Origin of the sequence: Gordonia sp. SCSIO 19800 (genome assembly GCF_018132775.1) — a bacterium.
Taxonomy (GTDB): domain Bacteria; phylum Actinomycetota; class Actinomycetes; order Mycobacteriales; family Mycobacteriaceae; genus Gordonia; species Gordonia hongkongensis.
Window position 1 is genome coordinate 52,021 of sequence record NZ_JAGRQM010000008.1, and the last position, 13,685, is coordinate 65,705.

Sequence of the window (13,685 nt, forward strand, 5' to 3'; positions counted from 1 at the left end):
CTGCCGTCGTGTCCGGGCTCATCGTTTCCGGGCTCAGCATCCGTCCACCACCCGGGCCAGGCACAGCCAGTTGTCGGGGAAGATGCCCCACGGCAGATAGCCGTTCGCGTAGGGCCCGTCGCCGATGACGTTGTTGGTCAGGCGCGCGGTGACCGGGAGGATCTCCAGCAACTTGCGGAGGTTGTTGCGGTTCTTCTCCAGGCCCTGGGTGATCGTGTTCAGGTTCGCCATGATGGGCGCGAACTGGTTGGCGTTCTCACCGGCCACCGCGGTCGCCTGCTCGGTGAGTTCGGCGATGCCGTCGAGCATCCGGGTGACCAGCTCTTCACGCGCGACGATCTTCTGGGTCAGGTCGCGTCCCTGACCCACGATCACGGCGAGCTGGGCCTGATTGTCGTTGACGATGTTGGTGATCGTCTTGGTGTCGGCGATCAATTGGTTGATCTGGTCCTTGCGATTGGTGATGACCTTCGACATCTGGGTGAGCGCCTCGAAGGTCGGCTCGGTGATCGCCGGTACGCCGGCGAGCTGCCGGTTGAGGGTGCGGATGCTCTCGGAGAGCGTCCGGTCGTCGATCCCGGTCAGGATCGGCGCGCCCGCCTCGATGGTGCGCTGGAGATCGTAGGGCACGGCGGTCTTCGCGATGTGACCGTCGGGTGCATCCTCCGACGAATCCCCCAGCGACACATCGATGTAGCGCTGACCCAGCAGCGTCGACATCTTGATCTCGGCAGAACCGTTGGACGTCACCCGGACGTCGCTGTCGACCTTCATGGTGATGGCCACGTGCTGTCCGGCGAGTTCGGTGTCGGTGACCTCACCGACGTCGATACCGGCGACGCGGACCTTGTCCCCCGGCCGGATACCGCCGGCCTGGGCGAAGTCGCCGGTGAGGGTCTTCTTGCCCAGATGCGCGGTCGCGAGAGCGGTCACGCCGAGCAACAGGGCGACGATGACCACGGCGCCGATCACGCCGAACCACACGCGCCGGTTGTCACGGAAACTCCTGCGGAACCAGCTCATCGGCACACCACCGAGTGATTCGTGCCGCCGATCTTGTTGAAGATCCCGGGCGGTAGCAGGACGTCGCCGATCGCGACGTCGAGATCACATGCATAGATGTTCAAGTAAGCGCCCTCACCGAGCACGAGCGGGAAATGACCGAGGAAGATCGGCGCGTCGACCGCCATCCGATCGAGTTTGGAGCCATTGCTGATCAGCGTGTTGGTCGCGATCCGGCCGTCCGTGGCGGCGTCGGCCAGACTCTGCCGGCTCTCACTCAGCACGTCGGCGAATCCGCTTGCGGTGCGCCCGATGTCGGTCACCGCACTACCGAACGCCGCCGAGTTCGAGTTGAGGTTGGCGATCAGCGCCGACATCGATTCGATGACGGTGCCCAGCTGGCCGCCCTGGCGCGACAGGTCGCGCATGACCGCGCTCAGGTTGTTGATGATCGCGCCGAGCACGACGTCCCGGTTGCCGTGTCCTCCGCGAGGCGGCCGACTTCGGCGACCGTATAGCTCAAGGACACCGAGTTGCCCTGGAACGCCTGGATCAGGCCCTCGGACAGGGCGTTGACCTGTTCCGGGGCGAGAGTCTCGAAGACCGGCTGGAACCCGGCGAGCAACGTGGTGACGTCGAAGGAGTCCTCGGAGGGCAGCTCGAGCGTCGACCCCGGGTCGAGGGGCCGGCTCTCCCGGTCCGGGACCAGCGTCAGGTTCAGATATCGCTGCCCGATGAGGTTCTGGTAGCGGATCGCCCCCCGCGTGTTGGTGTAGACCTGCTGGTTGTCCTGCACCTCGAACGTGACCCGGGCGCGGCCGTCGGCCAATTCGATCTGGTCCACACGACCGACGCGGACACCGGCCATCCGGACGTCGTCGCCCGCGGCGAGACCCGACGCGTCACCGAAGTAGGTGGTGTAGCTGTTCGTCGTCCCCGGCACCGAGCGCTCCAGCGTCGAGAAGATCACGTAGGTGACCAGCAACGCGGCGATCCCGAAGATGGTGAAACCGATCAGCGGTTTGCGGATCGACCCCGAAGCCGCGTTCATCGTCCTCCTCCTTGACCTTCGCCGCCCCGGCCCGCCTCGGCGGCGTTGCGCACGTCGAGCGTCTGGACCAGCGGTCCCAGCATGATCGTGTCCGCTGCCGACGGGGTACGGCGCAGGACGGTGCCGAGCGTCTTGTTGTCGGCATCGGTGGTGACGTTGCCGACCGGCTTGTTACGGCGCATCCCGTCGGAGGGATAGATCGCCAGCGGACCCGACATCGTCGGTCCCGTGCCCGTGCCGGGACCCACGCAGCCCGGGCCGCGCAGGGTGCCGTAGGGGCCGCCGTCGTACACCGGGCAGTTCTGCCGGGTGTAGCGCTGGAAGGCGCCGAAGCTGACGCCGATGTTGAGCTGCACGTGGCCATTGGTGCCGGTGAACACCGTCAGCACCCGGGCGGCCAGGTTGTTCAGTGCGATCACGCCCTGCGGCAGCGAGTTCGGCTCGAGGACGAGCGCACCCAGCATCCGGTTCAGATCGGTCACCAGACGCTGACCGCTGTCGCCGTTGCGCGCGAACAGCAACTGGGTCTGATCGAGCAGGCCCTCGCTCGCTGTGAGCACCGCGGTCAGGTCACGCTGCTTCTCCGCGATGGTGATCGCCGGGATCACGCTTCGGCCCAGGGTGTCCAGCAGTTGCGGCGTCGATTGCGAGAGGCCGGTGAGCGCGGCGTCGAAGTTGTCGAAACCCGGGGGCGCGCCCGGCGGGAACTGGGCGTTGATCGAGTCGATGTAGTTCCGCAGCACGGGTACGAACGACCCGAACACCGAGCCGCCGCCCTTGAGCGCGTCGGCGATGACGCCGAGCACCTGCGCCAGTTCCTCCGGCGGCACCGCGTCGAGGATCTGCTTCAGCTCGTTCTGGGCGTCCTGCAGCTTGATCGTCTCGAGCGAGTCGTCGGCCGGGATCACGTCGCCGGCGGACAGCCGGTCGTCACCCACCTCGGCGGGCGGCACCAGCTCGACGGAGTTGACGCCGAACAGGTTCGACGGAACCGTACGCGCGGTCACCGAGGCGGGAATGCCATCGGCCTGCGCCGGTTCGATGTCGATGGCGACGTTCTTGATCAACCTGGCAGCGGCCGGATCGCGATCGCCTCGAGGGCGTCGATCTCCTCGGCGATGCGCATCGAGCCCAACTGTGCGGTGAACCGGCACCCCGACTGCGCGGTGAACGCGGTCGCGGCGAGCAGCGGTGCGATCTCGCGGGTCGTCGCGAAGGCGGACAGCCCGCCGGTCACCGGGGACATGCCGAGCAGGTTGAGGGCGGTGTAGCCCTCGATTCCCACGGTCGCGCCGCCCATGATGCCGAGGATCACCATGACGCCCACGGTGCCGCCACCGACGACGATGGCGCCGTTGCCCCAGGCCACGTCGGCGAGGAGGCGCCACACCTCTTTGCTGTAGTGACGGAACGCCAGCGGCACCGCGGCGATCGAGCGGACCAGGAAGGTGATCAGATGGCCCATCGCGGCGAGCGCATCGCGCGGACCGCGATACACCGCCTTGGCGGCCTCGAGCGGCCGCAGGGCCGGAGGTACATACCGTGACGCGGTCATCTCACACCACCCTCGACGGGAACAGGATCGCGAACAGCTGCGTGAGGATCACGTTCACCGTGAACAACAGCAGGACCGAGTTGACGACTGCGGCGTTCACCGAGTTGGCCACACCTGCGGGCCCGCCCTTCGTCGAGAGGCCGCGATCGCAGGCGACGATGGCCACGATCGCGCCGAATATGACGGCTTTGGCCAACGCGAACATGAGGTCGGCGGTGGTGGCGAAGGACGCGAAGGTGCCGGTGTAGCTACCCGGCGTGCCGCCCTGGAAGTAGACGTTGAAGACGTAGCCGGTGATGAACCCGACGAAGCAGACGAACCCGCAGAGCAAGAAGCTGACGACCATCGTCGCGAGCAGTCGCGGTGAGATCAGGCGCTCGATGGGGTTGACGCCCATGACGCGCATCGCGTCGATCTCGTCGCGGATGGTGCGGGATCCGAGGTCTGCGGCGATCGCCGAGCCGACGGCGCCCGCGAGGAGCAGCGACGTCACCAGCGGTGCACCCTGCCGGATCACACCGAGACCCGTTGCCGCGCCGGAGAACGACGTTGCGCCGACCTGACCGGCGATGTTGGACACCTGGATCGACACGATGACGCCGATCGGGATGGCGACCAGGAGGGTCGGGAAGACCGAGGTGCTAGCCATGAAGGCGCACTGACGGATGAACTCCCCGAACGGGAACCGTCGCTTGAAGAGATCGACGAAGAGGGTCCGGAACACCTCGACGAACATGCCGAGCTGGCGACCGAAAGTGTCGAACGAGGCGACGACATGGCCGTCCACCCACGACCGCACCGCCCCCGGCCTCTTGCGACCCACCTCCTCGTCGTCCGAGGTGACTGCGTTAGTGCTCAATCCCTGCCCTTGCGTCTCGGCTTACCCGTTCACCGGCCGTCAGGTCGCGATGGCGCGTGTCGACGTCGACGCGCGTTCTCGTTCCCGCAGACCCGCTTCGCGTGCCCCCCGTGGGCATGAGCGCCGCGGGTAACATACCCCATTCCCCTCGTCCGAATGTGTCCGGCCTCACACTAGCGCCCGACTGCACCTGTCCGAGGTCCGACATACCTTGCATGATGTGACGAATCCCCCGACCGCTGCCGCTGTTGCCCAGAGCACAATAACTTGGTCGGACGACCAGCGGGAACAAAACCTACCACTTCGTTCCAATGTGGAGCCCTTCCGATCACCGCGATCACTGGGCGAAGTCCGGGTCTGGGCACCGAACGCGCAGGTCGTCGAGCTGGTGATCGGGTCGTCCGCGCAGGACCCGGCCGCGGACCGGATCGCCATGACGGCAGCCGCGGGCGGGTGGTGGCACGTGGACACCGCACCGGGAACCGAACCCGTCGGGGAACTGCGCTACGGATTCTCGATCGACGGCGGACCGGTGCGTCCTGATCCGCGGGCCGTGCGCCTGCCGGACGGGGTGCACGAACTGTCGGCGTTGTTCACCGTCGACGACGCCGGCTGGACCGACGCCGACTGGACCGGTCGCGACATCCGGGGAGCGGTGGTCTATGAGCTCCACCTCGGCACCTTCACCCCCGAGGGCACGCTCGACTCCGCCATCGGCCGGCTCGACCATCTCGTCGACCTGGGGGTCGACTTCGTCGAGCTGATGCCGGTCAACGCGTTCAACGGGGTTCACAACTGGGGCTACGACGGCGTCGGCTGGTACGCGGTGCAGGAGACCTACGGCGGACCGGCGGCGCTGGCCCGGTTCGTCGACGCCTGTCACGCCCGGGGACTCGGTGTCGTCCTCGACGTCGTCTACAACCATCTCGGTCCGTCCGGCAACTACCTACCCGACTTCGGGCCCTACCTCTCCGAGGGCGTCACATCCTGGGGATCGTCGGTCAACCTGTCCGATCCGGACTCCGACGAGGTCCGTGCGTTCATCGCCGGTACGGCCCTGCGGTGGTTCACCGAGTTCCACGTCGACGCCCTGCGCCTCGACGCGGTGCACGCGCTGGCCGATCACCGCGCCGTGCACATCCTGGAAGAACTCGCCGCCGCCACCGACGATCTCGCCGTCGAACTCGGACGGCCGCTGTCATTGATCGCCGAGAGCGACCTCAACGATCCCCGCATGATCTCCCCGCGCAGCGTCAGCGGACTCGGACTCGCCGCGCAGTGGGACGACGACATCCACCACGCGATCCACACGCTGGTGTCGGGCGAACGGCAGGGCTACTACCGCGACTTCGGAAGCTACGGCTGCCTGCAGAAGGTTCTCACCGGCGGGTTCTTCCACGACGGCACCTATTCGTCGTTCCGCAAACGCCGTCACGGACGACCTATCCCGACCGACCGGCTGCCCGCGTCGGCCCTCCTCGCCTACACCTGCAACCACGATCAGATCGGCAATCGGGCGATCGGCGACCGCCCGAGCGCCTACCTCGACGGCGGGCAGCTGGCAATCAAGGCGGCGCTGGTCCTGCTGTCCCCGTTCACCCCGATGCTGTTCATGGGTGAGGAGTGGGCGGCCGCGACACCGTTCCAGTTCTTCACCTCCCACCCGGAGCCCGAACTGGGCCGAGCCACCGCGGAGGGGCGCAAATCGGAATTCGCCGAGCACGGCTGGGACAGCGACGACGTGCCCGATCCGCAGGACCCGGCGACGTTCGAGCGGTCGAAGCTGGACTGGACCGAACTCGACGATCCCGCGCACGCGCGCGTGCTCGAGTTCTACCGAGCCCTCATCGCCTTGCGGAAAGCCGAAGCCGCACTGTCCGATCCGGCCTTCTCGTCGGTGTCCGTCGACTTCGACGAGGCGGCCGGATGGTTCGCGATGCACCGCGGGGACTGGTCCGTGGTGTGCGTGCCCGGGGACGAACCGGCCACCGTGCCCCTCGTACTCGACGTCGAGATGGCTTGGGAGCCGGCCCGTTCCGACGGCGCCGGATTCACCTCGCCGGGCCACAACGTGGTCATCGGCCGCCGCGGCAACGTCTCCTAGCCCGAAGCCGCGTGTACCGCGGCTTCGGGCCATGGATCGGGGGGTGGGGTCAGACGGCGTCGCCGCCGTCGATGCTGCCGAAGTCGCCGACCTCGACGTTGCCCTCGTCGTCGACGGCGGTGTCGAAGGTGCCGTCGCCGTCGGTGTCGGCGACGGCGATGTCGGTGTAGCCGTCGGCGTCGGTGTCGGCTTCGATGATGTCGATCTCGCCGTCGGCATTGGTGTCGTAGGCGATGGAGTCGGCCTGGCCGTCGCCGTCGGTGTCGAGGATGGCGTCGGTGGTGCCGTCACCGTCGACATCGGTGAGTGCGGCGTCGACGGCTCCGTCGCCATCGGTGTCGATCAGAACGGCGTCGGCGGGGATCTCGGTGCTCATGGGGTTGTCCTTCCAAGTGACGAGGCGCTGTGGTGGTGCACTGCCTCTGGGCGGTTCATGTACTTGGAGGCGGCACCGGATGCGAATGTTCCCGTGGTCTGGTGAGTCATCCGAATGGTCGACGCCGGAGTTTCGCGGCCCCGATTCTCAGGTCAGGTAGGCGTACGCCGGACTACCCGGCTCGAGCCGCTCACAGTGCAGCCGGGAATGGGCCATCCGGTCCATCAGGTCGCCGAGCCCGTCGCGGTGTCCCAGCTCGACGCCGACGAGGGCGGCGCCGGTCTCCCGATTGTTGCGTTTCACGTACTCGAACAGCGTGATGTCGTCGTCGGGTCCGAGAACCTCGTCGAGGAAACGCCGCAGCGCACCCGGCTCCTGTGGGAAGTCGACCAGGAAGTAGTGCTTGAGTCCCCGGTGCACCAGCGAGCGCTCGATGATCTCGCCGTACCGGGACACGTCGTTGTTGCCGCCGGAGACCAGGCACACCACGGTGGAGTCCGCGGGCAGCTGCAGTTTGTCGAGGATCGCGACGGCGAGCGCCCCCGCGGGTTCGGCGATGATGCCCTCGTTCTGGTAGAGCCCGAGCATCGCGGAGCAGATGGCGCCTTCATCGACGTGGGTGATGTGCGCGGTTCCCGGCACGGGGGCGTGGCGTTCGTCGGGTACCACGCGTGCGGAGGGGGCGTCGGTGATGCTCGCCAGCACCGGGTGATCGGTCACGGTCGCGCCCATCTCCGACAGCACCCGGTGCCCGATGGTCCCGATGCGCTTCACCGCTGCCCCGTCGACGAACGGGTCGATCTCGGCGAGGGTCACCGGTCCCCCGTTGACGAGGGCGGCGCTCAGCGACACCGCGCCGGTCGGTTCGACACCGACGATCGTGACGTCCTCGGACAGGCCGCGAAAATAGGTGGCCATCCCGGCCAGGCATCCCCCGCCGCCGACCGGTGCGACCACGACGTCGGGAACACGACCGAGCTGTTCGACGATCTCGTGCGCGATGGTCCCCTGACCGGCCGCGGTCCGCGGGTCGTCGAATGCGTGAATCCACGCGGACCCGGTACGCATCACGTCGTCCTGAGCAGCGGCCGCGGCGGCGTCGTAGGTGTCGCCGACGGCCCTGAGATCGACGAAGTCACCACCGTGCCAACGGATTCGATCTCGTTTCTGCTTGGGCGTGGTGGTCGGGACATAGATGCGTCCGGGCACCTGCATGCTCCGGCATGCGAACGCGACCCCCTGGGCGTGATTGCCGGCGCTGGCCGCGACGACGCCACGCGACAGCTCCTCGGCGGACAGCTGCGCCATCACGTTGTAGGCACCGCGCAGTTTGTAGGAACGGACGGCCTGGAGGTCCTCGCGCTTGAGGAAGATCTCGGCCCCGGTGTCGGCGGACAGCCGCGGGCAGATCTCGAGCGGGGTACGCGCCACCGCGTCGGCGATACGGATCGATGCGGCTTCGATCGCGTCTACCGACAACGCCTGTTGATGGACCGGGACGTGGTGCGTACTCACGACAGCCATGTTCTCACTGTCTGCCGGTGATCCGATGTCGCGGGTTCCGACGCCCGTCCGCGACCGCGTCGTGGGTCGTGGCATGGCGGCGCCGGACGAATCAGCGTCGCGGCACATTCGCGCACCCGATGGCGTAACACTGGACGGGTGCGTTTGACAGCGGGCCGGACGGGAATCTTCCCGACGACCGTCTCGCCCAGCCATCGCCGACGGCGACCAGCCTCACCGACCAGGGAGCAGCCATGACAACTCGTCGAACCTTCCCACCCCGCACGCGACGCCTGTCGCGACTGGCCGCGCTCGGCGCGGCCGCCTCCCTGGCGGTCGGGCTCGCAGCCGCCGTCGACCCCGCCCCGGCCTCGGCCGCCCCCGTGTGTGCGGGTGCCGGACAGCCGGCGCGACTCGTCGGGTCGGTGCCCGGCGCGGCGCTCGAGGGCCTGACCGTCGACGCCGCCGGACGCCTCTACACCACCGACCTGATCACCGGTCGCGTGTATCGCCTGGCCGGACCGGGCGCACCTGCGGTTCCGATCGCACGCGTGCCGGGCGGGAGCGGAGCGGGCGCGCTGGCGTGGACCCCCGGCGGCACCCTGCTGGTCGGATACGGCGCCGACCCGCGTGTCTTCGTGGGCGACGCGCTGCGACACGCATCCATCGCCCGGCTCGACATCAACACCCGCGCACTGCGGCCCTGGGTGACGGGACTCTCGGCGGCCAACGGGATGGACGTGTCGGCGCGCGGAAATGTGTACGCCACCAACGACTTCGGCAATCTCATCGGTCGGGTGAGCCCCACCGGCGCCGTGCAGGCTGCCTGGGGAGCGCTGCCGAGCGCGAACGGAGCAGTTCTCGGACGCGGCGACGGGTGGCTGTACGTGTCGAGGACCTTCGTGAACCCGGGCGTCAGCCGGATCTCCACCGCGAATCCGCGCGTCGTGCAGAACCTGCTCAACGTCGGTGCGCCGTCGACGCCGGACGGACTGACCCTCGATTCACGCGACCGACCGGTGGTGCCGTTCAACGCGACGGGTGAGATCGTGCGCGTGACGGCGCCCGGAAGCTACTGCGTGCTCGCGACGGGCCTACCGACCTCGAGCATCGTGTCCTACGGGCGAGGCGACCGCGGGTTCTCGGCCGGACGTCTCTTCCGCGCCGGATTCGACGGACGGATCTACGAGATCCCCGGCGGGTTCGATGCCGGCGCGACGGCCGCCGTCCCAGGCAGGTAGCGCTCGCCCCACCACACCGCGAGCAGCGTCAATCCGCTCGCCCAGGCGGTGACCGCGAGTGAGCCGAGGAGAACGAGGCTGACCAGTGCCACCACGACCGCGGCGGCGACGGCGTGCGCCTTGTGGACCGGCCACTGCGCACCCAGGACATCGACGGTGCGGGGCTGTCGCGATGCCGGACGACCGGGGTCGACGTCGATCAGAGTCGCCATGTCGGATCACTCCCTCACTGGCCGGGTGCGCTGGACGTGCCGTCGAGTGTAGCGCAGAACGAACGAAAATGTTCGGCGACCCGAATCCTGGGTCACGGCCGGGTGAAGTCGGTCGAGCAGGCGACCCTCACTTCAGCCGCGTCAACTCAGACAGCTTGGTCCCAGGAGGGCTTTGAGGTCGCCCATCAGCGCCGAACTCGGGGCCACACGTAACGACTCGGTCAGTTTCAGCTGGGTCTGCCGCTTGTCGCTGACGAGCGTCACGTGCACGTCGGCCATGCCGGGATGCCGGGTCAGCACCTGCTTGAGCGCCGCCACGCGGTCGGGGGTGCAGAGTCGCGCCGACAGTGTCAGGGCCACCGGTTTGGTCGCCCCCGCGGTTTCCAGATCCGGCACCGCGAGATCGTTCGCGCTGATCATCATGCTGTCGTCGCGCAGGTTGACGCGCGCCTTGATCAGGACGATGTTGTCGGCGACGATGTCCATCCCGTACGCGACGTAGGCCCGCGGGAAGAAGTACACCTCGACTCCACCGACCATGTCCTCGAGGGTCACTGCGGCCCACGGCTCGCCCTTCTTGTTCACCCGCCGGGTCACCGAGGAGATGATGCCGCCGATGGTGATCTGGGCGCCGTCGGCGACGTTGCCCTCGAGGAGCGTCGAGATCGAGGTGTCGGTGTGCGCGGCGATCGCATGCTCGACGCCGCTGAGCGGATGGCCGGACACGTACAGCCCCAGCATCTCCCGCTCGATGGCGAGCTTGTGCTTGGTGTCCCATTCTTCTTCGGGCACCTTGACCGCGAACACCTCGGCCATCGAGTCGTCGGCACCGCCGGCGTCGCCGAAGAGGTCGAACTGTCCGATCGCCTCGGCCTTCTTGGTTCCGATGACCGATTCGACGGCCTCCCCGTGTACGAGGAACAGACCCTTGCGCGGGTGTCCGAGTGAGTCGAAGGCGCCGGCCTTGATCAGCGACTCGGTCACCTTCTTGCTGCAGGCGGTGACGTCGATCTTGCCGAGGTAGTCGGAGAAGTTGGTGAATTTTCCCTTCTCCTCGCGCGCGGCGATGATCGAACCGACGACGCCGGAGCCGACGTTGCGGATCGCGGCGAGACCGAATCGGATGTCCTTGCCAACCGCGGCGAAGTTCCGCTGCGACTCGTTGACGTCGGGCGGCAGCACGGTGATCCCGAGCTTGCGACAGTCGGCCAGGTAGATCGCGGCCTTGTCCTTGTCGTCGCCGACCGAGGTCAAAAGGCCGGCCATGTACTCGGCGGGATAGTTCGCCTTGAGGTACGCGGTCCAGAAGGACACCAGCCCGTAGCCGGCGGCGTGCGACTTGTTGAACGCGTAGCCGGCGAACGGCAGGACGGTGTCCCACAGCGCGGTGATCGCGGCCTGGGAGAAACCGTTGTTGCGCATGCCCTCCGCGAAACCGTCGTAGGCCTCGTCGAGGATCTCCTTCTTCTTCTTGCCCATCGCGCGACGCAGCAGGTCGGCCTGTCCGAGCGAGTACCCGGCGACCTTCTGCGCGATCTGCATGATCTGCTCTTGGTAGACGATGAGACCGTAGGTCTCCGACAGGATCTCCTTGAGCGGCTCCTCCAGCTCGGGATGGATCGGCCGGATCTCCTGCAGACCGTTCTTGCGCTTGGCGTAGTCGGTGTGGGCGTTCACACCCATCGGGCCGGGACGGTACAGCGCGAGCACGGCGACGATGTCCTCGAACCCGGTGGGCTGCATCATCTTCAGGAGTTCGCGCATGGCGGCGCCGTCGAGCTGGAACACCCCGAGGGTGTCACCACGGGCGAGCAGTTCGTAGGTCTTCTCGTCTTCGAGCGGCAGCGAGTCGAGGTCGAGATCGATTCCCCGGTTGAGCTTGATGTTCTCCAGGGCGTCACCGATGACGGTGAGGTTGCGCAGACCCAGGAAGTCCATCTTCAGCAGGCCGATCGCCTCACACGACGGGTAGTCCCAGCCGGTGATGATGGCGCCGTCCTGCGCGCGCTTCCACACCGGGATCGCGTCGGTCAGCGGCTCCGAGGACATGATCACCGCACACGCGTGCACACCGGCGTTGCGGATCAGACCCTCCAGTCCGATCGCGGTGTCGTAGATCTTCTTGACGTCCGGATCGGTCTCGATGAGCGTGCGGACCTCGGCGGCCTCGTTGTAGCGCTCGTGTTCGGGGTTGGTGATACCCCAGACCGGGATGTCCTTGGCCATGATGGGCGGCGGCAGCGCCTTGGTGATGCGGTCGGCGATCGCGAATCCCGGCTGACCGAACTGGACGCGCGCCGAGTCCTTGATCGCGGCCTTCGTCTTGATGGTGCCGAACGTGATGACCTGGGCCACCTTGTCGCTGCCCCACCGGTCGGTCGCGTACCGCACCATCTCGCCTCGACGACGGTCGTCGAAGTCGATGTCGATGTCGGGCATCGACACCCGCTCGGGGTTGAGGAACCGCTCGAAGAGCAGGCCGTGCGGGATCGGGTCGATGTTGGTGATGCCCAGCGCCCAGGCCACGAGCGAACCGGCCGCCGAGCCACGGCCCGGGCCGACCCGGATGCCGACCTCGAGAGCGTGGCGGATGAGGTCGCCGACGACGAGGAAGTAGGCCGGGAACCCCATCTGGATGATGACGTCGAGTTCGTAGTTGGCGCGCTGCAGGTATTCCTCGGGCACCTCGGTGCCGGCGAAACGGCGCTCCGCGAGTCCCTTCGCGACCTCCTTGCGCAGGAACGTCTGCTGCGTCTCACCGTCGGGGACCGGGAAGACCGGCATCCGGTCGCGGTGGGTGAAGACCTCTTTGTAGGACTCGACGCGCTCGCCGATCTCCAGGGTGTTGTCACACGCCCCGGGGACGATCGAGTCCCACTGCTCGCGCATCTCGGCCGCGGACTTCAGGTAGTAACCGTCGCCGTCGAACTTGAACCGGGTCGGATCGGAGAGGGTCTTGCCGGTCTGCACGCACAGCAGCGCCTCGTGCGCCGCGGCGTGCTCCTTGGTCACGTAGTGGCAGTCGTTCGTGACGATCGGCTTGATGCCCAGCTTGCGACCGATCTCGAGCAGACCGTCGCGCACGCGCCGCTCGATCTCGAGCCCGTGCTCCATGAGTTCGAGGTAGAAGTTGTCTTTGCCGAAGATCTCCTGCCACTTCGCCGCGGCCTCGAGCGCCTCGCGGTCGTGGCCGAGCCGGAGTCGGGTCTGCACCTCACCGGACGGGCATCCCGTCGTCGCGATGATCCCCTCGGCGTGCTCGGCGATCAGGTCCACGTCCATCCGCGACCACTTGCCGAGCTGCCCCTCGATCGACGCGAGGGACGACAGCTTGAACAGGTTGCGCAGCCCGGTCGCGTTCTCGGCGACCATCGTCATGTGGGTGTACGCACCCGAGCCGGAGACGTCGTCGCTCTTCTGATCGCGGGTGCCCCACTGGATTCGTTTGGTGTCGAATCGCGAGCCGGGGGCGATGTAGGCCTCGATGCCGATGATCGGCTTGATGTCGTTCTTGACCGCCGTGTTGTAGAACTCGCTGGCGCCGAACATGTTTCCGTGGTCGGTCATGCCGATCGCGGTCATCCCCAGACGTTTTGCCTCGGCGAACAACGGGGACACCTTCGCCGCACCGTCGAGCATGGAGTACTCGGTGTGGTTGTGCAGGTGTACAAACGAGTCCGTCACGGCGCCTCTTCTGTCGAGATCAGTCGGTAGATGTCGGGTCAGTCGTCAGATGTCGGTTCGGTCGGCGGTCATCGGCACCCGGAGAGTGCGCCCGAAGG

8 protein-coding genes and 3 pseudogenes are annotated in these 13,685 nt (G+C 67.3%); 2 read left to right on the top strand and 9 right to left on the bottom strand.

All coding sequences use genetic code 11. From position 1 onward, the window contains the following. Nucleotides 1-33: 33 nt before the first annotated feature. From KB201_RS11370 to KB201_RS11390, 5 genes and pseudogenes are all read right to left on the bottom strand, one after another. Nucleotides 34-1,023 carry an MCE family protein gene (locus KB201_RS11370; protein WP_078112880.1) on the bottom strand — a complete coding sequence of 330 codons (990 nt, stop codon included), beginning with the start codon at nucleotides 1,021-1,023 and terminating at the stop codon, nucleotides 34-36. Further along, nucleotides 1,020-2,053, bottom strand: a pseudogene (locus KB201_RS11375) (MCE family protein). Before KB201_RS11375 ends, KB201_RS11370 begins: the two are co-directional and overlap by 4 nt. After that, nucleotides 2,050-3,144: pseudogene (locus KB201_RS11380) on the bottom strand (MCE family protein); the annotation flags it as partial. The pseudogenes KB201_RS11375 and KB201_RS11380, both read right to left, overlap by 4 nt. Next, nucleotides 3,123-3,608 (bottom strand): annotated as a pseudogene (locus tag KB201_RS11385) (MlaE family ABC transporter permease); the annotation flags it as partial. The pseudogenes KB201_RS11380 and KB201_RS11385, both read right to left, overlap by 22 nt. Nucleotide 3,609: 1 nt before the next feature. Further along, nucleotides 3,610-4,467 carry an ABC transporter permease gene (locus tag KB201_RS11390; protein ID WP_211539312.1) on the bottom strand — a complete coding sequence of 286 codons (858 nt, stop codon included), beginning with the start codon at nucleotides 4,465-4,467 and terminating at the stop codon, nucleotides 3,610-3,612. 313 nt (nucleotides 4,468-4,780) lie between these two features. On the opposite strand from KB201_RS11390, the gene treZ reads away from it, so the two are divergent. Beyond that, a complete protein-coding gene (treZ, locus tag KB201_RS11395) occupies nucleotides 4,781-6,571 on the top strand; it encodes a malto-oligosyltrehalose trehalohydrolase (RefSeq protein ID WP_078112847.1) in 1,791 nt (596 codons plus the stop codon). Between the two features lie 49 nt (nucleotides 6,572-6,620). Here the strand turns inward: treZ and KB201_RS11400 are convergent, their stop codons facing one another. Together KB201_RS11400 and ilvA are read right to left on the bottom strand one after the other, a co-directional pair. Then, a complete protein-coding gene (locus tag KB201_RS11400) occupies nucleotides 6,621-6,947 on the bottom strand; it encodes a hypothetical protein (RefSeq protein WP_065629118.1) in 327 nt (108 codons plus the stop codon). 147 nt (nucleotides 6,948-7,094) lie between these two features. Continuing rightward, on the bottom strand, nucleotides 7,095-8,471 hold the full coding sequence (gene ilvA / locus KB201_RS11405) for a threonine ammonia-lyase IlvA (protein WP_078112879.1): 1,377 nt from the start codon (nucleotides 8,469-8,471) through the stop codon (nucleotides 7,095-7,097). 233 nt (nucleotides 8,472-8,704) lie between these two features. Here ilvA and KB201_RS11410 point away from each other — a divergent pair, with 233 nt between their 5' ends. Further along, a complete protein-coding gene (locus KB201_RS11410) occupies nucleotides 8,705-9,691 on the top strand; it encodes an SMP-30/gluconolactonase/LRE family protein (protein ID WP_078112846.1) in 987 nt (328 codons plus the stop codon). Here KB201_RS11410 and KB201_RS11415 read toward each other — a convergent pair. Further along, nucleotides 9,634-9,903 (bottom strand): hypothetical protein, encoded by a 270-nt coding sequence (locus tag KB201_RS11415; RefSeq protein WP_055476140.1) that lies wholly within the window; start codon nucleotides 9,901-9,903, stop codon nucleotides 9,634-9,636. The two genes, KB201_RS11410 and KB201_RS11415, sit on opposite strands and share 58 nt — an antisense overlap. 141 nt (nucleotides 9,904-10,044) lie before the next feature. Beyond that, entirely contained in the window at nucleotides 10,045-13,587 is a 3,543-nt protein-coding gene (gene dnaE / locus KB201_RS11420; protein WP_058251733.1) for a DNA polymerase III subunit alpha, read from the bottom strand. Between the last annotated feature and the right edge of the window lie 98 nt (nucleotides 13,588-13,685).

Excerpts from the sequence above, each read along its gene's own strand:
- KB201_RS11370 (WP_078112880.1), bottom strand. The coding sequence starts at position 1,023 with ATGAGCTGGTTCCGCAGGAGTTTCCGTGACAACCGGCGCGTGTGGTTC.
- KB201_RS11400 (WP_065629118.1), bottom strand. The coding sequence starts at position 6,947 with ATGAGCACCGAGATCCCCGCCGACGCCGTTCTGATCGACACCGATGGC.
- ilvA (WP_078112879.1), bottom strand. The coding sequence starts at position 8,471 with ATGGCTGTCGTGAGTACGCACCACGTCCCGGTCCATCAACAGGCGTTG.
- KB201_RS11410 (WP_078112846.1), top strand. The coding sequence starts at position 8,705 with ATGACAACTCGTCGAACCTTCCCACCCCGCACGCGACGCCTGTCGCGA.
- KB201_RS11415 (WP_055476140.1), bottom strand. The coding sequence starts at position 9,903 with ATGGCGACTCTGATCGACGTCGACCCCGGTCGTCCGGCATCGCGACAG.